The sequence below is a fragment of the Bacillus sp. (in: firmicutes) genome (assembly GCF_031983925.1).
GTDB classification, from domain to species: Bacteria; Bacillota; Bacilli; order Bacillales; family Bacillaceae_G; genus Bacillus_A; species Bacillus_A pacificus.
This window is the reverse complement of record NZ_DALYZR010000005.1, coordinates 44,257-68,183: the sequence shown is the minus strand read 5'-3', so window position 1 is coordinate 68,183 and position 23,927 is coordinate 44,257. Positions and strand designations below refer to the sequence as shown.

Annotated in this window: 16 protein-coding genes and 1 pseudogene; 13 read left to right on the top strand and 4 right to left on the bottom strand. The window is 34.3% G+C overall.

Going from position 1 to position 23,927, the window contains the following annotated elements; translation table 11 throughout:
• Positions 1 to 186: 186 nt before the first annotated feature.
• Positions 187 to 831 (top strand): hypothetical protein, encoded by a 645-nt coding sequence (locus RTP99_RS17085; RefSeq protein ID WP_001104028.1) that lies wholly within the window; start codon positions 187 to 189, stop codon positions 829 to 831.
• A gap of 55 nt (positions 832 to 886) precedes the next feature.
• Here RTP99_RS17085 and RTP99_RS17080 read toward each other — a convergent pair whose 3' ends face one another.
• Positions 887 to 3,067, bottom strand: a complete 2,181-nt coding sequence (locus RTP99_RS17080) for an ATP-binding domain-containing protein (RefSeq protein ID WP_000974579.1) — start codon at positions 3,065 to 3,067, stop codon at positions 887 to 889.
• A gap of 236 nt (positions 3,068 to 3,303) precedes the next feature.
• Here RTP99_RS17080 and RTP99_RS17075 point away from each other — a divergent pair, with 236 nt between their 5' ends.
• The 9 genes and pseudogenes from RTP99_RS17075 (at position 3,304) to RTP99_RS17035 (ending at position 17,066) form a co-directional block, all read left to right on the top strand.
• Positions 3,304 to 3,804: a hypothetical protein gene (locus RTP99_RS17075; RefSeq protein WP_011040052.1), complete on the top strand. Its 501-nt coding sequence runs from the start codon at positions 3,304 to 3,306 to the stop codon at positions 3,802 to 3,804.
• A 14-nt stretch (positions 3,805 to 3,818) separates the two neighbouring features.
• The gene (locus tag RTP99_RS17070; RefSeq protein WP_225991085.1) at positions 3,819 to 6,398 is read left to right on the top strand and encodes an MrcB family domain-containing protein; all 2,580 of its coding nucleotides are present in this window, start codon (positions 3,819 to 3,821) and stop codon (positions 6,396 to 6,398) included.
• A gap of 26 nt (positions 6,399 to 6,424) precedes the next feature.
• Positions 6,425 to 6,555: pseudogene (locus RTP99_RS17065) on the top strand (PD-(D/E)XK nuclease family protein); the annotation flags it as partial.
• Between the two features lie 691 nt (positions 6,556 to 7,246).
• The gene (locus RTP99_RS17060; RefSeq protein ID WP_000938709.1) at positions 7,247 to 9,256 is read left to right on the top strand and encodes a site-specific DNA-methyltransferase; all 2,010 of its coding nucleotides are present in this window, start codon (positions 7,247 to 7,249) and stop codon (positions 9,254 to 9,256) included.
• A gap of 18 nt (positions 9,257 to 9,274) precedes the next feature.
• Positions 9,275 to 12,238 (top strand): type III restriction-modification system endonuclease, encoded by a 2,964-nt coding sequence (locus RTP99_RS17055; protein WP_000698184.1) that lies wholly within the window; start codon positions 9,275 to 9,277, stop codon positions 12,236 to 12,238.
• An 11-nt stretch (positions 12,239 to 12,249) separates the two neighbouring features.
• Entirely contained in the window at positions 12,250 to 13,527 is a 1,278-nt protein-coding gene (locus RTP99_RS17050) for a ParB N-terminal domain-containing protein (RefSeq protein WP_000360024.1), read from the top strand.
• Entirely contained in the window at positions 13,511 to 15,397 is a 1,887-nt protein-coding gene (locus RTP99_RS17045) for a DEAD/DEAH box helicase (protein WP_085965933.1), read from the top strand. The genes RTP99_RS17050 and RTP99_RS17045 overlap by 17 nt, the downstream gene beginning before the upstream one ends.
• A gap of 731 nt (positions 15,398 to 16,128) precedes the next feature.
• Positions 16,129 to 16,512 (top strand): HEAT repeat domain-containing protein, encoded by a 384-nt coding sequence (locus tag RTP99_RS17040; RefSeq protein ID WP_000391845.1) that lies wholly within the window; start codon positions 16,129 to 16,131, stop codon positions 16,510 to 16,512.
• A gap of 227 nt (positions 16,513 to 16,739) precedes the next feature.
• Positions 16,740 to 17,066: a nucleoside triphosphate pyrophosphohydrolase gene (locus RTP99_RS17035; RefSeq protein ID WP_041184735.1), complete on the top strand. Its 327-nt coding sequence runs from the start codon at positions 16,740 to 16,742 to the stop codon at positions 17,064 to 17,066.
• A gap of 270 nt (positions 17,067 to 17,336) precedes the next feature.
• On the opposite strand, the gene RTP99_RS17030 is transcribed toward RTP99_RS17035, so the two are convergent.
• Entirely contained in the window at positions 17,337 to 18,305 is a 969-nt protein-coding gene (locus tag RTP99_RS17030; protein WP_000669697.1) for a ParB/RepB/Spo0J family partition protein, read from the bottom strand.
• A 369-nt stretch (positions 18,306 to 18,674) separates the two neighbouring features.
• Here RTP99_RS17030 and RTP99_RS17025 point away from each other — a divergent pair, with 369 nt between their 5' ends.
• Positions 18,675 to 19,535: a DnaD domain-containing protein gene (locus RTP99_RS17025; RefSeq protein ID WP_000312209.1), complete on the top strand. Its 861-nt coding sequence runs from the start codon at positions 18,675 to 18,677 to the stop codon at positions 19,533 to 19,535.
• Entirely contained in the window at positions 19,532 to 20,818 is a 1,287-nt protein-coding gene (gene dnaB / locus RTP99_RS17020; RefSeq protein WP_000027346.1) for a replicative DNA helicase, read from the top strand. The genes RTP99_RS17025 and dnaB overlap by 4 nt, the downstream gene beginning before the upstream one ends.
• Before the next feature lie 88 nt (positions 20,819 to 20,906).
• Here the strand turns inward: dnaB and RTP99_RS17015 are convergent, their stop codons facing one another.
• Positions 20,907 to 21,692 carry a TrmB family transcriptional regulator gene (locus RTP99_RS17015; RefSeq protein ID WP_000384593.1) on the bottom strand — a complete coding sequence of 262 codons (786 nt, stop codon included), beginning with the start codon at positions 21,690 to 21,692 and terminating at the stop codon, positions 20,907 to 20,909.
• Positions 21,693 to 21,953: 261 nt separating this feature from the next.
• On the opposite strand from RTP99_RS17015, the gene RTP99_RS17010 reads away from it, so the two are divergent.
• Positions 21,954 to 22,721 carry a TSUP family transporter gene (locus tag RTP99_RS17010; protein ID WP_000348453.1) on the top strand — a complete coding sequence of 256 codons (768 nt, stop codon included), beginning with the start codon at positions 21,954 to 21,956 and terminating at the stop codon, positions 22,719 to 22,721.
• A 137-nt stretch (positions 22,722 to 22,858) separates the two neighbouring features.
• Here the strand turns inward: RTP99_RS17010 and RTP99_RS17005 are convergent, their stop codons facing one another.
• Positions 22,859 to 23,746, bottom strand: a complete 888-nt coding sequence (locus tag RTP99_RS17005) for a DMT family transporter (protein WP_041184736.1) — start codon at positions 23,744 to 23,746, stop codon at positions 22,859 to 22,861.
• Positions 23,747 to 23,927 lie beyond the last annotated feature (181 nt).

Sequence of the window (23,927 nt, the reverse complement as noted above, 5' to 3'; positions counted from 1 at the left end):
TGTAATTGTTGCGTGAGTTAAGTTAGGAATATTTTTGAACCTAATATTATAAAATATGAAACTGAACAATATTAAATTATTGATGTATAAAATTTGATATATATTCAAGAGTGAATAGAGTTTTATATTTTTATACTAGCATGAGGATCTAAAACTAATTCAAATATTAATATATGGGGTGGTTGAATGAATTGGATAGAAAATGCTAAGAAAAACATTTTTCCTTTGAGTAACGAAAAGTATAATTTAAAAAAGGCTTTGGGGGAATGGGTATATGAGGGGAACATGTTTGATATAGAAATTGCAGATGAAATATGTCATTTATGCGATCATTCTAATATCAGATATCAATTTGAAATTGTGAACAAACAAAATGGAAATCTGCTATTAATTGGGTCAGAATGTATTAAAAAGTTTAACATTGTAGTTGTGAATGATGAGGGGACTAAATTATCGTCTGAAGATGCAAAGAAGAAAGTGAATAAAGATAGAAATAAATTAGTCACAGAGGCGAAAGAAAAAAGCGTCTTAAATACTTTAGTAAAATTGGCTTCAGTAGATAATGAGTTTATTATTGAAAACTTTATTGAGTATTTTAAAGAAAGAAAAGCTTTCACTCCTAAGCAATTAAGTTTATTAATATGGAGGCTTAAGAAAGCTGATATTGATTTTAATAAATCGCATTTTAAGTTAACTATTAAGAAAAAAAGGGAGCAGGAAAACTTATTACAGTTAGAGGATTGGAAACTAAAAAGTATTTGGGAATGTTTATCTAGTAGTCAGAAAAAATTCGTTATGGAAAAGAAAGGATTGTCTAGAGCTCCATTTTGATTAAATAATAAGTGATAAGGAGCTGCTTATCATTTATTAGCTGCTCCTTATCTTATCAGTTTGTAATATAGTTCTCTTCTTCTTCGTTTACATTATGAATGGGAGGTCGTTTGAAAGTAAATTTGAAGGTGTTGCCACTTTCTATAACTCTTCTCATTTCATCGTACATTGGCGAGGTAGATTGAATTCCTGTTAAAGTAGCCCATCCACGTGTTCTTGTCAATGCAACGAATAGTTGATTGCGAAGCTGGATATTGTCTTCTTTAGATGCAATAAGATCAAAACCAACTACGTATATAACATGTGCTTCGTTACCTTTAGCACGGTGGATTTGTGAAATCGTAATAGCGTCATCTTCCCAAAATTTATCACGATTTTCCTTTGGCCATTTTGGGAAGAGATAATTTTTTTCTAAGGCACCTGGAATATAGATATTTATGCCAGCTTTCATCAAATGTTCAGAGACGGCCTTTTGTAGTGTTTTTCCTTCTCCTAGGGTAATAATGAGAATGTCTCTTGAAAGATTTAATTTATCATTCTCAATATTTTCTTTTATAGATTTTGTAAGCGCATTAAGTTCTGCTTCCCTGGAATCGTAAGTTTGAAATTGTAAAACATCACCTTTCCATTGATAGGGAATAAGGTTTGGAGAGTTTTTCTTTGGGCGATGTAGCACAATTTCTTCACCGGATCTAAAGCTACCTTGCTGTACTTCATAACCGATTCCTTCCCAATCTTTTCTAGTTGTTAAACCACGCAGCATTCCTTCATCTCGTAATAGTCCCATTCCAATTGCATGTGCTGCAGTAAGAATTGGGCCTGGCGTACGATAACAACGTTGCATGATTTCACTTTTTTTAATTCCTCCAGAATAAAGACCGCTCACCATTTTACTAAAGTTTTTATCATTACCGAAAAGTTCTTTGGAAGTAGGAACTTTTAGGCTATCTAGACTTTGACTTTCATCATAAGCCCATATTAAACGGCGATCATAGGGAGCACTTTCGTTTATTGGATGGAGTGATTGAAAGGCGAGCCAATAAAAAGGTTGTTTTCCATTATATTTAGCATGGTCACCTACTACTAAATCTTGTGCTTCATCAATTAATACGGCATCGAAGACAGGGTAGATATGTGAATTTTTTAATAGGTCAGTGCAAGCATAGGCAAACTTTTCACTTGGAGAACCTGAAGGTAAATCTGATGGTTTTTTAGGTATTATTCCATGACGTCTACATAGAAAACGATAAAAACCTTCACGATCTTTTGCTCCCCAAGCATGCAAAACTTTGATTTTTCTTTTTACGATCTCATCATAACAAGTTTCTCCATTACTAAAATGGCGTAACCACTTGTCTACTTGTGCAATGAACGAATCGTAAAGACTTCTTGTAAAGAAAACAAGTGCGATATCCCAATCTGGGTGTTTTAAATGCATATGTGCTGCTTTTTGAGCAAGTAAAACGGTTTTTCCGGATCCCGCGATACCACGAATGCGCTGTGCTCCTGGTGGAATAGTTTTTCCTGCTCTTTCTTGCTTTAAATCAAATTCGTAAAGGCTTTTATTTAATGCTGCGATCACAGCAGAACGACTATGCTCATGTCCAATGATTTTTCTTTCTTGTTTTATATGTAGAGGCGCACCACTTAATATAGATAAAAGTAGTTCCCAACGTTCTTCGATTAGTTCTTCCCCCGATTGCGTAACATAAGTAGATTCGATTTTATTTAATAAGCTAGCTTTTCCTAATTGATCTTTAAAAATAATTGGAGGACAAGATGGCAAACGATCGAATCCCTTACTTTTCCATTCGGCTTCTGTTATATAGGGTAATGCAACTAATACTCTACCTGTGATTTTATTTCTGATTTCTGGGAATGTATTACAATTATTTAAAAGTGCGTATAATTGATCTTCGGCTTGTTCGTAGGGATTTCCATATTTTGTGTAAAAATTTTCGAATTCCCAACGGTGTCCATTTAATTTTTTGACTTGATTAATGTGAATTGATTTTACTTCTATAACCACTAAACCGAGATTTCGATCTGCAATGAGAATATCAGGTTCTTTTCTACCATGCCCGGATTTTGAAAATATAGGGTACTTCCAGTAACCTAAGCATTCTCGGGAGCTAAAAGCCTGTCGTACTGCTTCCCAAACTTTTAGCTCCCCCGTTTCTCCGCTTTTTCCAAACTGCTCAGTCACGATAAAGTTTTGTTCATCAATGATTGCCATACCTCTTCCTTCAATCCCTTCATTTATCTATAAAGATATAAATTTTGTTGGAAATATTTATATTTTATATTGTATAACGAATAGAGAAATAATAAAATTTGGAAATTTATTATTTCTTAACAAAAATTAAATTTCTTAGAGGATGAAACGTACCCATGTATAAAAGATTACTTTCTTTTATACATAGTTTGGTAAAATAGTAGTAATTGTAATTAATTGTAACGGTGGGGATGAAAATGTTAGAGCAACTCATAATGGAATTAGCTAAGTCAATAAAGCAGGTTGAAGATATAAATGATGATAAAGCTTATCTGTTTATAAATAAAGATGATGAAGGATTATACGTTGAAGCTAAATTTTCACATGAGCAATATGAAGAGAAAGCACCACCTTATTTTAAAGTGAGCTTTGAAATTCTTAAGGATGCTTGGAGAAAATTTATAGCTATGCGTACAGTAAAGAGTGAAGATTTTGGACAAGTGAGTGAATGTAATACTTTCATGGTAGCTTTCTTTTCACAGCTTCCATTTGTGGATGTAAAGGAATCGGGAGCTATTACATTTAAAGAATTCAAAACCGATAATCTACCAAGCGAAAAATACGATAAAGTCATGCTCTTTTTAGAAGAGATCATAAATGGTACATATAATCCAAGTACGTTACGTGAACAAACGGATGAAAATTTATATAGAGTGAAATCTAATGCGCGCCAGGATTTAAGATTATTGGGCTTTTGAATGAATCTCATGAAATGAATCAGCTTCTATTAAATGAATATGTTCAATCAGAGGATAAGAATGCTTATATAGCACAGCTAGTTTTAAGGCAGGAATATTTCCGTCATGCTTTATTTGTTCTTGGATTGCTAGAGAAATATTCAAAGGGTGAAAAGAAAGAAGCTCTAGTTGATTTTGGAATGACGATTGTCCGAAATTCAACAGGAGATAATTTGATGGTTGAATCAGTAGCGAAGCGGCGAACAAATAACCTATTAGATTGGCTTGAACAAGTAGGACTAATTAATGATGAATGGATTCCTGTTGAACAATATGCAAAAGACGATGGAGAAAAGGGCGGTAGTATGAACAGTAATTTACGTGAAAAGTTTTTAACGGTTCTGAATGAGTATTTACAGGCAAGAACAGAAAGATTTGCGGGTCATAAAATGGGATCGTTTGTTAGGAATGAGATGACAACGGAAATAACGAGATTACCATTTATTGATCATAGTCAGTATGTTGTTACAGGGTCAGTTGGACAAGGGAATTGGGCTGCTGTTCCATGGCTTGCGATTATGAATAAAGATATTACGACATCTACGCAGAGAGGTTATTATATCGTTTATTTGTTTAGTGAAGATATGGAGCGATTATATTTAACGCTGGCGCAAGGTGTGACAGAAACAACTAAAGAAGAGATGCAAAAAATTAAAGAAGAGATCCGTGAACAAATACATATGTCTCAAAAGGTGAAAAAAGATGATGAGATTTTCCTAGGAACAAGCTCAAAAGCAAAAGGATATGCGAATTCAACCGCAGCTTATATTGTATACGATGCCAATAAAATGCCAAGTGAAAAAGAGTTAGTAGAAGATCTAGAAGAAATGCTTCGCTATTATGAGGGATTCATAGCGTATAAAGAGAAAGGAACGAAATATGAAATGATTTATGAGAGGAAAGAAGTGTATTTAGATCAGCAATCAATTATCGATCACGTGTCTTCTTATATTCAAAGTAAAGGTTTCTTTTATGAGAAAAAGGATCTTATTAATTTCTTCCTGTCATTAAAAACAAAGCCATTTGTAATTTTATCAGGTATTTCAGGTACAGGAAAAACGAAAATTGTGCAGTGGTTTGCAGAGAGTTTAGGAGCAACGGAAGAGAATGGACAATTTACGCTTATTCCGGTTCGACCTGATTGGAGTGATAGTTCTGATTTGCTTGGTTATGTGAACCTCCAAGGGGAGTTTCAAGAAAGACCGTTAATTAAAGTGCTTGAAGCCGCAGATGCAAATCCAAATAGTCCTTATTTTGTAGTATTGGACGAGATGAACTTAGCTCGAGTGGAATACTATTTTAGTGATTTCTTAAGTGTAATTGAGAGTCGTAAATGGAAAGATGGAAAAATTGTTACGTCACCAGTACTTCCAGAATCAATTACGAATAAGCACATTACTATCCCATCAAATGTATATATTATCGGAACGGTAAACATGGACGAAACAACACATCCGTATTTCCAGAAAAGAAACGGTAGACTACCAACAGTTACACAAAAACCAGATACGATGCTCGCTATTGAGAAAAAGGGAAAGAACTATCAATATCAATACATTTTTGATGCGAAATACCGAATTGATTTTGCTGAAAGGTCTCATTATAAAAAGAAGTATGGTACTCCTGGCCCAATGGAAGAAGACATTAATACAATGCACCGCTACAGAGATGCATTAGTTGTGGAACAAGATGGACCTTTTGAGCGGACAGCTTACGGAGCGTACGTATTATTCCCATGGAACCAAGAGGAAGCGTACGAGAACCATCCATTTTATAAAAGTATCGAAAAAGTAAATATCGGTGGCTTTCCATTCTTACCAAACGCAACAAGACTAGTCGAACAATTTCTAGACCATCTCATTGAAAAAAGCCCAGAAGAAATTATAAGAGAAGGCATCCTTCCAAGAGGCACAAAAGAAGAATGGCATTCATCACTAGAAGAAAAAGTATTAGTGGGCAGCGTGAAAACTGAAAGTGATTATGAAACGTATAGAAAGAATGGCGTATATCAATTACCAATCAAACAGCTAAAACCAGGATGGCAAGAAGCGAAGTGTATAGCATTATATGCATCAAAAAAATGGCACGGAGAAAAAGGCGGAATCCAATACGTAGCAAAAATCAAACACATTCAAATGCAACAAAACGATGAGTATGTATATTTCAAACTAGAGCCATGGAAAAAACTAGAACACCTCATCCGCCCGGTAGGATATGGCATTCAAACATACACAATAACAACTATGTCGTTATTAAAAGAAGTGCAAGAACTCCCGGAAATATTCATGAAATCAAAGGAAGAACGAACTCTTTGGAAAACGCTGCGACGTTTTACGAAGCAAGTTAAGGTTGAGCTGGATCATCGCAATTTAGATGAGGCTTCTGCTATTAAGAGTTATTATGTGCAGGATGTTCAGATTTGGGTTGATTATGAGAGTGGGGTTGTTATGGTTGTGGGAGATGGGCGAGTTAAGGAAGTTCCTTTGGAGTTGGTTATTGGGAGAGGTTCGGTGTTGTTTAGGGAGGTTTTAGAAGTGTTAAATGTTGGGGAATAGCACTTAGATATAAAGGGGATTAAATAATGGATAAGAGACCGAATTTATTTTCCCATGGAACAAGTGAGTTCTCGCAAGATGCTTTTATTTGTTGGTGGCGCATTCAAATTATAAAAGCATGGATAAACGGTTACATGAAGCCAGTGTGAGTTTTATTATAAAAAAATTAGGAGCCAGATAAGGCACGAGCGGTTATTTCGACATAAATATTAGGTATGTCTATTGTGTTATAATTATATGTGGTCTATATGCTTTATCAATAAATATAAGTGGTAAAAGTATGCCAGGCTTTGTTAGACAAAATTTTATTATCCTAAAATGTAATAATTGTAATATGCAGGCAAGGGTTCAATATTTACTAATTAGTATAAGAAGAAGGTTTATTTGGGTGAATAATAAACGATGAGGAATTTTACTTGTCCTAAAATATTTCTCTAATATAATTAATCTTAAGAGTGCTTAAAAGGATACAAAGGTGAAACTGGTATCTATTCCCTAGTTTATTAATCTATTGAGTCGCTAAATTGATATTACCATCATTCTGCCCTATAGGTAGAATAGGCTGACAAATGAAAGAGTATATAAGCAATTAGATATTTAGAGATATAGGGGCATCTGATATTATAAGTAATGAGAAGATCCTAATATACACAATAATACATTATTCAGAATTTGGAAACACTTTATTAGAGATTATTCTATCCAATAGTGAAGTGTTTGCAAGTATTATTAATTGTATCGATAGTTACAATTTATTGGCGGATGTATGATTCTGAGGAATATGATTTAGAAACTCAGAGCCAACATTAGTCATTGATATATCAATATTTATAGAGGGAGTGTGCAGAATGTTGCAAGACAACTTGAAATATAATGAAGAAGTAAAGTCTAATACGTGTTTATTAAAGGAATTGAAAGAAAAGCTTCCAGAATTTTTTACAGAGAGCAAATTTGATGAGGAGGGCACGTTGATTGAAGAGGGAGAATTTGATTTAGAAAAATTTCAACGTGCTTTAAAAGAAAGAAATATTAATGAGTTAACAAGCGGATATCAACTAGAATTCATAGGGAAAGATTACGCAAAAAAACAAGCGGGCGAACATCCCACAACAGTTATAGTTCCAAATAATGACCATAATAATTTAGATGAAAATAAAAAAAGTAAGAATTTATTTTTTACGGGTGATAATTTAGAAGTATTGCGTCATTTGCAAAATAACTATAACAATTCTATCGATATGATTTATATTGATCCTCCATATAATACTGGGGATGATGGATTTATTTATCCAGATAAATTTGAGTTTGACGATGAAACGCTTAAAGATATGTTTGGTATGAATGATAAAGAATTTGAAAGATTGAAGAGTATTCAGGGAACAGCAACTCATTCAGCTTGGTTAACTTTTATGTATCCGAGATTATGGCTGGCGAAAAGGTTACTTAAGGAAAATGGAGTTATTTTATTATCAATAGACGATAATGAACAAGCTAATTTGACACTACTCCTCAATGAAATATTTGGTGAAGGGAACAAGTTACCTCCATTTACATGGCAGAATAAAAAAGGTGGAGGTAATGATTCAACACATGTTGCGGAAGAAACTGAAGTTGTTCTTGTTTATGCAAAGAACATTAATCTTGTTCCAAAATTATTTGAGTCTTATAACTCGGAGTATGTAAAAAGATATAAAGAAGAAGATGCTTATGGAAGGTTTTATTGGGACACATTTAAAAGGAAATCAGGAAAACAATACTATCCAATAGAAGCTCCGGACGGAACTATTCTACAATATGATGAACAAGGAAACGAAATTAGTTGGTTAAGATCAGAAGGAAGATTTTATCAAGATTTAGAAAATGGTGAAGTAAAGTTTGTGAAAAATAGAGCAGGTGAGTGGAATGTGCATTTTAAACAACGCATTCCAAACGGTAAAAAACCTAGAAGTATCCTTTCAGATAAAGGGACTACTGCTTCAGGTAGCCAAGAAATTCTTAATTATTTTTCAAAGGAAGTGTTTAGTAATCCTAAACCAACGACCTTAATAGAATATTTTATCGAAGTATTTACTGATGACAAAGCTATCATATTAGACTTTTTTGCAGGCTCAGCAACGACTGCTGACGCGGTAATGAAATTAAATGCAGCTCAACAATGTGATAGGAAGTTTATATTGGCTCAATTAAATGAGCTTACATATACTATTAATAATGATGGGAAAGTAGTACCTAAAAATGATAGTGTAAGTAAAAATGCTTATAGTTTAGGGTATATGTCTATTGATGAAATTAGTAGGGAACGAATTAAGAGGGCAAGCCAAAAAATTCAAAAAGAAGCAGGTTTAACGCTTTCTGAGAAATTTGATGGTGGATTTAAACATTATCGAGTGATTTCTTCAGAACAACCAACATTGGATGATTTGGAATCATTTGATATTGAATCTGGTTTGTTCAAAGATTCGAGTGGACAACTCAACCAGTTATCAGAAAGTGGATTTGACGATATGATTCAGCCGTTTTCATCGAAAGGATTAAAAGTTGATGGCAATGCTAGTGGAGAGGACACGATTATAACAACTTGGTTAGTATCAGATGGTTATAAAATGGGGATAGATGTTGAAAGAATTAATTTAAATGGTTATCAAGCCAGTTATATAGACAATAGTCGTTTGTATTTAATTAATCCTCATTGGAGTTCTGAACAAACAAAAGAACTTTTGAATTTGATTGGAACTAATAAATTAGTTGTTCAAACAATTGTCTTATATGGATATTCATTTGGTTTGGAAAGTATAAGGGAATTGGAGCTTGGCTTGAAGCAATTGAATAGTAAAATAAATTTAGTTAAGAGATATTAGGGAGGTAGTGAATATAAAATGAAAATATTATTAGAAGAACTGCCTCACCAAGAAGAGAGTTTGAAAGCTATTTTGGAAAATTTCACAGGAATAGATAATGCTGCCAACGATTCTGATGTGGATTATGTATATGCTAATCCATTAATTCGTGGCAGATATAATGAAATCTCTAATATCGATGTGAAAATGGAGACTGGTACAGGAAAAACTTATGTCTATACAAGATTAATGTACGAAATGCATCAACAGTATGGTATTTTCAAGTTTGTGATTGTAGTTCCGAGTCCTGCGATTAAAGAAGGAGCTAAAAACTTCATACAAAGTGATTATGCGAAGCAGCATTTCTCTCAATTTTATGAAAACGTAAGAATCGAATTAAATGTAATTAATGCGGGTGATTTTAAATCTAAATCTGGACGCAGAAATTTCCCGGCTCAATTACTTAATTTTGTTGAAGGAAGTAGACAAAATTCTAATACTATTGAAGTATTATTAATTAATGCTGATATGTTACGTTCAAAAAGCATGCGTAATAACGATTATGATCAGACATTAATTGGAGGGACGACAAGTCCAATAGAGGCTATACAAGATACACGTCCAGTAGTCATTATTGATGAACCGCATCGTTTCCCAAGAGATAAGGCTAATTATCAATCAATTGAAGCTATTAAACCCCAAGTGATTATCCGTTTCGGAGCAACATTTCCAGAAGTTACTACGGGCAAAGGTAGTAATAAAATTACTAAGAAAGATTATTATCGAAAAAAACCACAATTTGATTTGAATGCAATTGAGAGCTTTAATAATGGTTTGGTAAAAGGGATTGATATCTATTATCCAAATCTAACAGAAGAACAAGCAAAAAACCGTTATGTAGTAGATAGTGTGAAGGCAAAGGAACTGGTACTTAAGCAAAATAGTAAGAGCTGGATACTTCATGTTGGTGATAATTTAGCAGAAGTAGATTCAGGTTTTGAAGGTGATATTGAATATGCTGGTTCAAAGATGTTAAGTAATGAATTAGAGCTTGAAAAAGGTATGACCTTGATTCCAGGTACTTATCGCTCAACTTATCAGGAGTTGATTATTAAAGATGCAATTGATAAGCACTTTGAAATTGAACAAGCTAATTTTTTAAGAGCGAATCAAAGGGAAAATAATGTACCAAGAATTAAAACATTAAGTCTCTTTTTCATTGATAGTATTACTAGTTATCGTCAGGATGATGGGTGGCTAAAAGCAACTTTTGAACGTTTATTAAAAGAAAAGCTTTCTCGCTTAGTAGCGGAATATGAATTCAAACGTCTACCTAGAGAAAAAGAGTATTTAGAATTTCTAAGGGCTACCCAATCAAGTTTAGCCAGTGACAATCAAAATGTACATGCAGGATATTTTGGGGAAGATCGGGGTTCTGGTGATGAATCGATTCAAGCAGAAGTTGACGATATTTTGAAAAATAAAGAAAAGCTTTTAAGTTTTAAAGATGAAAATGGTAATTGGCAAACGAGACGTTTTTTATTTTCAAAATGGACGTTACGTGAAGGATGGGATAACCCAAATGTTTTTGTTATTGCTAAATTGCGTACTTCTGGTAGTGACAACAGTAAAATTCAAGAAGTTGGCCGAGGATTACGATTACCAGTGGATGAAACGGGTCATAGAATTCAACAAGATGAGTGGCCGACTAGACTAGCATTTTTAATTGGTTATGATGAAAAAGATTTTGCACAAAAACTCATTGGTGAGATCAATAGTGATGCGAAGCTTCAATTAAACGAAGAAAAATTAACGGAAGATATGATTCAATTAATAGTCACCAAACGAAAAAAAGTAAATCCAGAATTTACGGACGAAAGATTACTGGAGCATTTAGATAATTTGGGTATTATTAATAGGAAAAATGAGTTTAAAGAATCTATTGATATTGGAGGCGTTCAAAAAAGTGGATTTGAATGGTTAGTTGAACTATACCCTGAATTGAATACGAATCGCCTACGAGAAGGAAAGGTTATAGATACAAAAAAACATTCAATAAAAGTTCGTGTAAAATTAAGAAAAGAAAATTGGGAAAAGGTGAAAGAGTTGTGGCAACAATTTTCCAATCGTTATATGTTGGAATTTCAACGTATCCCAGAAACAATTAGTTTTATGGCTGAACAAATAGTGGGTAACCACAGTTTATATGAACGTGAAGTTCCTATGCAAATGAAGGAATCGCTGCATGCAAGTGATGACAACGAGAGTGTTGTTTTGCGAGAACAAGAAAATGAATATCAACGTATATACTTGCCGGGTATGGCTTACGGAAAGTTTGTTAAAAGAATTAATATAGCAACAGGTATACCTATCAAAGAGATCCATGCAAACTTATTCAAACTCATGAAGTCATCTTTAAAAGGTGATGCTAGATACTTAAGTGAATTATCTCTTAATAATATTATCCGAGAATTTAAAAAGCGGTTTGATGAAATATTTGCACAAGCTTATGAATATAAAAAGTTAGATTTTCAAGCGCGTACAGCAATTTATAATCCTGAAATGGATAGTTTTGTGGATGATATCAATGCAGAAGTTATTGGAGTAAATATTGATGAACAAGCGCAAGAAGATAATCGCTATCTCTATGAACTTCCTCCAATGAGGTATGACAGTGTAACACCTGAAAGAGACTTGTTACGCCATGGATATAATGATAAGGTAACTGTTTTTGGAAAGCTACCTAGACGGGCCATTCAGGTTCCAAAATATACTGGGGGCTCAACAACGCCAGACTTTATATATATGATTGAAAAAGATAATGATTCAAGTGTGTATGTACTTGTTGAAACTAAAGCTGAGAATATGAGGTTGGAAGATCAAAGAATTATTGATATTCAAAAGAAATTCTTTGATACATTGAAAGAACATCATATTGAATTCATAGAGGCAACAAGTGCGCAACAAGTATATTCTATAATTAGAAAGTTGTCTGAAGAGTGAGGGGTAAAATAGTGGATAAAAATATTTCATTATTAGAATTGATGCAAAATGGTCAATTGGTAAAAACTGGAGCGAAACCGAAATTGCCGATACAAATTCCAAATGTAAATGACGGTATGTTAGATGTATACCGTATTCCATTAAAATATCTTTATTATAATGCAGAGAATGGCCGAATCGCTTCGGCTATTTCTCGACAAGATATTCAATTGGAACCTGCTAGAGATGATGAAAACCCAGAATACAATCAGCTAATTGCAAAAATGATTGTAGAAGACAATGCTGCTAAATTAAAGCAAACTAAAAAGTCTATTCGAGAGTCTGGTCAAAAAGTTTTTGGTTATGTTTTAGCAGATGGCCGGGTTATTGATGGAAATAGAAGGTATACAGCTTTGAGGCAATTAGCAGAGGAAACGGGAGAAACCTATCTATTTGAAGCAGTTATCTTACCGTTTACTTATGCATCGAAAACTGAGCGGGCAGAAATCAAGAGACTTGAATTAGCTATTCAGATGGGAACAGAAGAACGTCAAGCATATGATCCAGTTGATTTAGCGGTAGATATTTATCAAACTGTTGTAGTTGATAAACTGATGACAGAGAATGATTATGCTAAAGAAGCAAATATTAAACAAAAAGAAATCAAAAACCGTACCACAACAGTTATGTTAATGCGTGAGTTTTTAGAATTTATTAATGCTAAAAAAAATGCATACCATATTATTAAAGATACGAAATTATATAATCCTTTATATGAATTGGCTAAAAAATTGAATACTCAATTTCCTAAAAAGGGACCAGCCTATGAACAAAGTAAAATTACTTCTTTTGCTTTATTAACAAAAATGTTGGCTACTGGTGGAGATACGGTACGTGAAGTACGTGATTATTTCAAAGATGTACTAACAACCACGGCGAATGAGGATTTTAATGATGCAATTGAGGATTCTATTGATAATTTAAGAGATACCTTTGAAGAAAACCCAGTTACTTCTGCAACAGAATTCAGAAGAGTAATTGAAATAGCCAGTCCAGAAATTAGAGAGATTAATGGAGAATATGTGCGAATACGAAATCGACAAAACCGGGGAAAGAATATTGATAGTTTTATAGGAGATGTAAAAGAGACATTAAATAGTCTAAAAGATATGCAAAAAGGTGAAGGATTGACAGGGAATTTGAACTTTAATAATTTTAGTAAAGATCAAATTAATGAAATCAGGGAATATTTAATTCAAATAAACCTAATTAGTAGAGAGTTGATTGAAATTTATGACAATGAAATCTAATCCAGAACTTATTACGGTAGTATTTGGGGAAAAGGAATTTTTTCAACTTCAAGATACGAAGGAAGAATATTTTAAACAAGGCCGAGTGAGGCGTATTTTAGATCGTTATCAAAGTTATTTTGATAACTATAATGAGTTATTGATTAATAGTAATATTAATTATGTATCGTTACAAGAACTGATTGAAAAGATTAATAAAGCTTTATCTGGGGTAAGTACTGTATCGTTGGTAGTTAGTGTCGAAATTCAAGCTTACATTCAACAAAACAAATATGCAATTAATGAGCAACGTATCGCAGGAAGTACGATTAAAGCTTCTGATGAACGGTGGAAAAGTGAGCTAATCACATTTGGGAAAATTTTAGACGAAGAAATAACACGGCCATTGAAACCAGAACAATTACAAGCGAGTTTTTATCTTGCTACAATGAAAAGGGCTGCTAACTTTTCTGTTCCTGGTGCAGGTAAGACTGCTATGATGTACGGAGCGTTTGCGTATCTAAGTAGTAAAAAAATTAGAAAGATAAGACGATTATTAGTTGTCTCACCGATCAATGCCTTTGAGGCTTGGCGCACAGAATATATTGAGGTATTTGGAGAGAAACGTTATTTAAATTATATGAATTTAAAAGAAGTTAAATACCGAAATGTTGGAAATGTTCGAGTAGATTGGGGGAAAAGCGACATAATCGTTATCAATTATGAAGCGTTAGAAGGCAAACTAACTATTTTAAATGAATTAATTGATGAATATACTATGATTGTATGTGATGAGGTTCACCGTGTAAAAGGTGTGGGCGGAAGACGAGCTACGGCCGCTTTAAATTTAGGGCCAAAATCTCAATATCGTTATGTTTTGACAGGGACTCCGATACCTAATAGTTATAAAGATATCTACAACTTTTTACACTTACTGTATGATAAAGAATATGATTCTTTCTTTCGTTGGGAAGTAAGTGATTTAGAGAACCCTGAAGTGGAGGAGATTAATAACCGTATTCAGCCCTTCTTTTGGCGAACTAATAAATATGATTTAAAGGTACCAAAAGCAGATCCAGACAAATTAATTGTTGTTAAACCTAGTGAAAAGCAAAAACAATTAGTTCAAGCAATATATGAAAATGAAGGTAATATATTAGCGTTGTATTTACGGTTATTGCAAGCATCTACAAATCCTGCTTTATTGTTAGATAAAATTGAATATCGAGATTTAGGTCTTTTAGATGATGAATTTGATTTGACACAAGTTAATGCTTTAAATGATGAAGAAAGAGAAATAGCAAGAATAAGAGCCTATCAACAGTTACAAGTAGATATAATTCCATCTGCAAAATTTGAAAAAGGAATTCAACTAATCATGGACTTGGTGGGAAAAGGGAAAAAAGTGATTGTATGGGGAATGTTTGTAAAAACCATGCAGAAGATTAAACAGGTATTACAACAAAAGGGTGTATCTGTAAATTTAGTTTATGGGGGAACACCAAAGGATGAACGTGTGAAATTGATTAATGATTTTCGTGATGGTGAAGTGGAGGTAATGATTTCTAATCCAAATACTTTAGGAGAATCTATTTCGTTACATCAAACTGTTCATGATGCTATCTATTTTGAATACAACTTTAACCTAACATTTATGCTACAATCCAGAGATCGTATCCATCGACTAGGATTAAAAGATGATCAATACACACGCTATTATTATTTAATGACTGAAGGCGATAGAGCTCATGGTGGATTTATTGATCAGGCAATATATAAACGATTGAAAGAAAAAGAACAAGTAATGCTCGATGCTATCGATGGTGAATTGCTGATTCCAGAGGTAACAGATGATTACTTAAATGATGTGAAAAATATTATTCAAAACTAAGCTGAATTGAATACAATTAATTTTGGAAATGAATTTCACAAAATGCTTGAGAGTATAAAATGTTTTGTATAAATGAGTAGGGAGACAAGAAAGCAAGGATTTATTTTCCGGGATTAAAGTCATCATGTGATACATTATAGAATATAGATCTTCCGTATGAATCATTTGCCGATAAAATTTGTTGAGGAACTTGAAAAATAGATTTTAAGTGAATAGATTGTTTAGCTGAAAAAGGACGAATAGCCATTCATACGAAATACCGTTTTTGGATGGAGAAGAAGTTGATATTATCGGTTTTTCTGGGTTCTTTAATTGATCTTTTTCATAAAAATAAATCCACTCATTTTGATTAGTTCTTTCTAAATGAGTGGGTTTATTTAATTGGTTAACATTGAACTATTTAAAAGCCTACATACCTTTTAATAATTCACTTGAATATAGTTAGTATACTTATGTTCTTGAGTACAGGCTGTAATAGTCGTTAGCCTTTTATATTCATTTCAATCACTCACAATTTAATGATGATGCCTCTTTATATTTTATTATGAGATATTGAAAGTACTCATCAAATTAACTATACGTAGAATGTTAAACAATTTTTCATAAAAAATCATTTGAGAATAGATATTATGAGAAGTACCTATACATTTCAGGATAATTCAATTTTTAACTTTAGTTATGTTAAAATATAGTTGATTTGTTATAAGGATAGATGTAAGGAGAGTGGGACTATGGAAGAGTTAAAAAAGAGGTTAGTATCAACTAATATAATTGAACGGGATAAAGCTATAGAAGAAATTATCAAGTCTGATTTATTAAGTTTAAGGGGGGAGCTTATTAATATAATTGAACATGGGCCTACATATGCAAAAGTTGGCGCAGCAAAAGCTTTTTCTCAAATTGCTACCGAAGAAGATATTGATACTTTAAAACGAATTTTAAAAATGAAATCTTGGCATATTCGTGTAGAGGCCATACACGGTATATATAAAGTTTGTGGAGCTGATTCAGCTGAAGAGTTAACACCTCTCTTAAAAGATAAGGCGTATGGTGTAAGAGTAGAAGTAGAGAAAATTTTAAATCAGTTAGCTCAAGAAAAATATCCTTTAAAGTAAAATAGATAAAATGCTATACTTCAGAATGGAGTATAGCATTTTTGTTGTTTATAAAAAGGATTATGGAGGCTTTTGAACACGTGGATAAGATGAAACAGTATTCAAAAGAGATGGGAGTACTATCACGCTACTTTTAACCTGAACTAATTAGAAAATATAAAATGACCTTATAAAGTTAAACAGCTTGTCTATTACAATAGAAGAAAAATCAAATGGAAGAAAACCTTATTCCAACCCGCAACAAACTTATCCGAAACAAAATCCCACAAATAATAAAGACCAACGGAAAAACACTCACAACAAGAATCCTACCTGAAGAAGAATACATAAAAGAAATCTGCAAAAAAACACAAGAAGAATTAATCGAATACCTAGAAGCAACAACGAAAGAAGATAAACTAGAAGAGCTATCCGACCTCCTAGAACTAATAAACGCCCTGGCCGAACATGAAGGCACGACACTAGGAGAAATAGATAAAATCCGTAAAAAGAAAGCAGAAGAGCGAGGTGGCTTCTCAGATCGAGTTTTTTTAATCGAAGTAAACGATAAATAGCCTCCTACTAAATAATAAATTACTAAGAAAAAAAGACAAAAACAACTACACGTAGTAGCAGCTGAAAATCGGTATTTCTGTTTGGTGAGAATATCATTTTTTCTTAATATAGGTGCTAGAAAAGAAGGGGATATCCGATATCATCTTCATACATAATTTGAAAGAAGGACAGCAACGCTTAAATAAGTGTTGCTGTTTTATTAACTGATAAAATTTAAATAATATATCAATTTTTTTCAAAAAAGCATAATTTCAGTATCGAGTAGAGTTTTAGGACTTTCTATTGATATTAACTAATATAGTATGTTCTTGATACTTTTTAAGAGAAGTGGAAAATGTTTTTGGGGGAGGAGTGGGTGAAATAGGCGATAATCCAAGTTTATTAGAAATTATTTTTATTTTTTTTTGTAAATCTTTCTTTTGTACGGGAGTAAGGTGATTAACAAAGTTATGACAGCAACTATCTATTACTTTATCTAATAGACGGAGAACTTTATCAAATATATATTGATGTACTAAGAGAGTGTATTTTTGTTTTAATGATCTTGTAAAAACAATATCTTTAAGTCTTTCGTTATTTAAACTATCATCGCCAATCATATCGTTAATACAGTCTCTTTGAAAATCTTTTGAGGATTTATTAAATTCATCTAACTTGGTAAATGTTTTTATACTTTCTACATTGTTAGCATTTATTTTGCGTTTAATATAAATATCAGCTACGTATTCTTTATTGTCGGGGTGTATATTAGTTAAATGGTGAATCTCAGTTAATCCATGTCTTCCAGCTCCAGATTGTTCCGCCCTAATTTTCCAGTGAGTGTTAACATCTTTTCCATTAATGTATTTTTTTACAGTCTTTTTTTGTATGTTACATTGCTTAGCGATATCTTCTTCTGTATAACCATTATCAAGTAAAAAACTAATCATTCGTTCTACCTCATAACCTGTTTTTTTCTTGGATTTTAATTCAACACGAAGACGTTTTAGAACCCTTGAGTCTTTTGAGGTGAGTTTTTCCACTTTGCATGTTACAAATGGAATGTTTAAATGTTTTAAAGCCCAAAAACGACGATAACCCTCAACTAATATAAAACAATTCGAATTTTTTTCTTCTACAATAAGTGGTTCTATTAATCCATTTTGTTTAATGCTTGTAGCAAGACTAAAATCCTCTAAATTCTTCCGGAATTCCTCTTCTAGTTTAATATGTTTTAAGGGGATGCTTTTAAATTTCAATATAAACCACCTACTTGTTTTAGGGTTTATTAATGAATATTCAATAAGTAATTTGTACGATTACTTAACTTATAAATTTAATGTTACAGGTATTACAAAGAAAGCAAATGGTTTTAATATACTAAAAAGAAGACAGAGTTATCTTCCAAAATGAGATTCTCTAATTAAAATAGCCCCTCCTAAGCCCCTTACAAGCCCCTACCAAGTAATAAATCACTAAGAAAAAACATAACAAAACAAAAACACCAACAAACACCGTAGTAGGAGTCGAAAAAAATTTTGAAATAACACGCCAAAAACCCGGCCCTCCTTCCTATATATAGTACAAAGAGGAAATTTTCATTTTGAATTAGGACGGGAGGAATTAGGATGGCGGTGTATCGTACTGTGCAGGTGAATTTTTGGCAGGATGATTTTGTTTTGGATTTGACGCCGGAGGAGCGGTATTTTTATGTTTACTTATTAACTTGTTCGAAGACGACGCAGTGTGGGATTTTTCCTTTTCCGAAGCGGTTAGCCGAGATGGAGACTGGTTATAATCGGGAGACTGTTGATAAGCTTGTACAGCGCTTTGTTGATTATGGAAAGATTCTTTATGATGCGGAGACGCGGGAGTTATTCGTTTTGAATTGGCTTCGTTATAATCCTGTGACGAATACGAATGTGGAGAAGTGTGTGCTTCGTGAGCTGAAGGGTGTGAAGAATAAGGAGTTTGTACATATGTTTCTTCAGAAGTGCGTAGAGGAGGAACTGAATGTTCCGATGCTTTTAGCGCATTTCGGTATGCCGAGTGATTTAGCTGTAGATGATGTTGAGCCGGTTTGTGAGGAGGCAGAGGAAGAAGAGGTTATAGAGGAAGAAACGGGGAGTCGCGTTTTTTCTTTTTATGAGCAACATTTCGGAAGTTTGTCTCCGCATACTGTGGAGGAACTGAGTGCGTGGATGGAAGATTTGTCAGAGGAGCTTGTGCTGAAGGCTCTTCAAATTGCGTTTGAGAATAATAAGCGGACGGTTGCTTATGTGAAGGGCATTTTGAGAGGTTGGCATGGGAAAGGGTTTACGAAAGTTTCTGAGGTTGAGGCGGATACGGCGAGCTTTAGGAAGAAGGATTTGTCTGTTAGTACGGGGGAGACGGAGGAGTTTTTGGCGAGGTGTGAGGAGTGGGAGAAGAATGCGCCATCTGAGGAAGAGTTACAGCGCTTTTTAGCGGAGCGCGGGTGGCGGCCATGAGTATTCAAAATGTGGAGGCGGAAAAGACGGTGCTAGGTTCTCTACTACTGGATGGAGAGCTTATTAAGGAGTGCCGTTTGACGGAGCAGTATTTTTCGATGCCGGTGCATAAGTCTATATTTCAGTTAATGCGAAAGATGGAAGAAGAGGGGCAACCGATTGACCTTGTGACTTTTACTTCTAGGGTGGATCCGAATTTTTTGAAGGGGATCGGGGGAATGGAGTATTTTATAGGGTTAATGGATGGTGTGCCCACTACTAGCAACTTCTCATACTATGAGGGGCTTGTTCGAGGTGCCTGGAAAATGTATCAGGCGGGTGTTCTCGGGCACAAGATGGGAGAGCGTCTTATTGCGGAGAAGAGTGAGAAGATTATTGGTGAGACGATTACGGCACTTTGTGAGTTAGAGGAGAAGGACTGTGTATGTGAGTTTGATTTGAAGGATGCGCTAGTTGATTTGTATGAGGAGCTGCATCAAGATGCGAAAGAGATTACGGGGATTGAGACTGGTTATACATCGCTAAATAAAATGACGTGCGGATTGCAGGAAGGTGATTTTGTTGTACTTGGTGCGCGTCCTTCTATGGGAAAGACTGCGTTTGCGTTAAATGTTGGACTGCATGCGGCGAAGTCTGGAGCGGCGGTTGGATTGTTTTCGTTAGAGATGAGTAGTAAGCAATTGTTAAAACGGCTGGCGTCTTGCGTAGGGGAAGTGTCAGGAGGTAGGCTGAAAAATCCGAAGCACCGTTTTGCGATGGAAGACTGGGAACGGGTGAGTAAGGCGTTTGCGGAGATTGGTGAGTTACCTCTTGAGATTTACGACAATGCAGGGGTTACGGTGCAAGATATTTGGATGCAAACTCGTAAGTTAAAGAGGAAGCATGGTAATAAGAAGGTTTTAGTCATTGTAGATTACTTGCAGCTTATTACGGGAGATCCAAAGCATAAGGGCAATCGATTTCAAGAGATTAGTGAGATTTCTCGTAAGCTTAAGTTATTAGCGCGGGAATTAAATGTTTGTGTAGTAGCATTATCGCAATTGTCTCGTTTAGTAGAGTCGCGTCAAGATAAGCGCCCTCTTTTATCTGATTTAAGAGAGACGGGACAAATTGAGCAAGATGCGGATGTCATTATGCTTATGTATCGCGAAGATTATTACGATAAGGAAACGGTGCAAAAAGAGATAACGGAGATTCATGTGGCGAAGCATCGGAATGGGCCTGTTGGTAGTTTTAAGCTGAGGTTTTTGAAGGAGTTTGGGCGGTTTGTGGAGGGGAAATAGTGAAAAGATTTGAGTATTACTTTGCATATAAAATAAAGCATAAGTTTTCCATTGTATTCACTTATGCTTTATTTTTTGAATATGTTTCTTATTTCTCCATAAAGAAAGCTCTTCTCTCTGCAGTAATCCATTGCTCCAAGTCATCTTGGCTACGTCGGACAAGGCGATTTACTAAAACATCATGCCATATATAATCCTCTAATAAGTATATATGAACGGGGTCATCTGTATAAAAAGCAATATTACGCTCTTCAAGTGATGGGCCGTAAATCATCTCTTTAGAATCTATTGATAAAATAAACCAATGTTCTGTAGAGCGAGTTTCTGTATAGGGTGTGATACGATGGGCTTCTAGATTTTTAATAGGATTTTCAACATGTAAGGTAATACCTTGTACTGAAACTTTATCAGCTACCTCAGCTAGATCCTCTTTTAACGCTTCATACATCTCATCCCACATCGAAATGACAATACGTTTTTCGGCTTTTTTTATTAATGTTTGACAATAGCTAATGATTGTTTGATTGTCTTTTAAAGTAATGACTCGATTATCCGTTTTTTCTTCGGAAGTTTCTAGTTTCTTTAATGAATCACTTATTCCTTCGTAAGTAGACTGCCATTCTGATTGCGCCTTCTGTAAAAAAATTTCAACAGGTAGAGGTGAATAGCGGGTGGTGTCATTTATTTCTTCTTTCATGACAATTCCTTTTTCTACAAGGTTACCTAAAATCTCATAAATTCGCGCTCTTGGGACACCCGAATCCTTACTCACTTGATAGGCTGTGACAGGCCCTTGTTTCACAAGAGATACATAAGATTTAGCTTCATATTCATTAAAACCAATTTTTTTAAGCTGTTGTACTATGTAGTCCACTTTTTTTCCTCCGATGTTTGCTTTTATCCCGCTTTAACGGGCAGTAAGACCCCCACCTCAAAATTCAGTGGAAGCAAAGAAGTTAGGTGGGGATCGGGCTGCCCGTTAAAGCCCGATTGGTGAGGGCTGATAATCAGTGGGGATGAACAAAACCCCCCACTGATTAAAGTTTCACTTTATATTTCAACGTTACAATAACTCTTTACATTTAGCAAATTGATAGTTACTATTACAATAGTGACTAAAGGGGAGGCTACTAATATGGATTTTTATTTAGACCCATCTGTATTAATGATTTTGATTGTTTTTGGATTTGTAGCTGCATTTATTGATTCAGTTGTAGGTGGTGGTGGATTAATCGCCTTACCAGCTTTATTATTTACAGGATTGAATCCAGCAAGTGCAGTAGCCACAAATAAACTAGCATCGACAATGGGAAGTGCCACTAGTAATATTGTGTTTTATCGTTCTGGTAATCTCGATTTGAAATCGGCGTTTAAATTATTTCCAATCACTTTCATAGGTTCCATAGTAGGGGCATGGACCGTTCATTTAATGAATCCAGAAGTATTGAAGCCATTAATGTTGATCATGCTTGGTGTGGTCGCTATTTATACAATATTCAAGAAGGATTGGGGAAGTATTTCCACTCATAAAAAATTGTCTGGTCGACACGTCATTATTTTTACCTTTTTTATTTTTGCTATTGGTTTTTATGATGGATTTCTAGGTCCTGGTACAGGTTCATTTTTAATGTTTTCTCTTTTATTTATTGGGTATGATTTTTTAAAAGCAGCAGGTACGGCGAAGTTTCTTAATTTAGGAAGTAACGTTGGTGCATTGCTCATGTTTATGTATGTAGGGCAAGTAAACTATGCGTATGGCTTCATAATGGGAATTGCTCAAATTGCTGGAGGAATCGCCGGCTCCAAGTTTGCTATAAAAAAGGGAAGCGGGTATGTTCGCGCCCTTTTCATTACAGTAACTTGTTTGTTGTTAGCGAAAAACCTGTATGACTATGTGCAGTAGTATGCAGGCTACACAAATATAATAATTCTTTTTAACATTTTTTAGATGCTATCTTATTCGAAGATAGCATCTAAAAAAGTCTCATTTACAAGAGAATGAAAATAATAGTAATGAATATTTTCCCGGGGTATGTTTATCTATTCCACATTCTTTTTATAATTAACTCGTAATAAACTCTTAAAATCTACCTCAGCAATCAACACACTGACTAATATAAGTGTCGCCCCTAAGTAGCCTTTTCTTGTAAGTGTTTCACCTGTGAAAACGAAAGCGAAGCCTGCGGAAAAGACAGGTTCTAATGAAAAAATAAGTCCGGTATGTGTAGGCGTCGTGTATTGCTGGGCGATAACTTGCACGATGAATGCGACTGCGGTGCAAAATATGCTTAAGGCTAAGATGATGAGCCATGAGTTGATTGTGCTAGGAAGCTTTGGCGTTTCTATTATAAATGAAAAAATAAGACTAAATAGGCCGACGAAACCAAGTTGCACTACTCCAAGTGCAATGGAGTTCACATGTTTCGTTACGCTGCCAGTAATGATGACGTGAATCGCATAAAATAAGGCAGACAGTATGCAAAATATGTCACCGTTACCGATTTTGAATTCACTCGTTAATGTTAATAAGCCGATTCCTATTATCGTTAAAATAATTCCCACTATAACTTTCTGTTCTGGAATATGTTTTAAAAATATAGCTGATAAGATCGGAATGAAGATGACTGTGAGACATAGTAAGAAACCGGCATTAGAAACACTCGTATACTTCGTGCCGAAAGTCGCGAAAATGTAAACGATAAATAAAACAGAAGCGAGTATAAATGCATATTTTACCGTTTTAAAATCGATTTTGAATAAATGTTTGTAAAATATTAAACCTGATAAAAGAAAGGCGATAATAAATCGTAATGCGATTAAGTTGTATTCTTCTATGCCTTCAAGTCCAACCTTTGTAAGTAAGATGGATGCACCCCAAAAGAATGTAACTAGTAGTAGCCCTAAATCCGCTTTTAATTGTAGTTTCATTTCTATTCCCTCGTTATGTATAATTTTTAATCCCATACCCCTATCCCCATTGTTTATTTTAATATTAATTCTGAATATTTGTAACTTAAATTTATCGACGGTTTTTTCTCTATCATGTATGAGAAATTTCTTATATATTTCTCATACATTCATCATTTTCCTTTCATCGCCTCCTCACGTC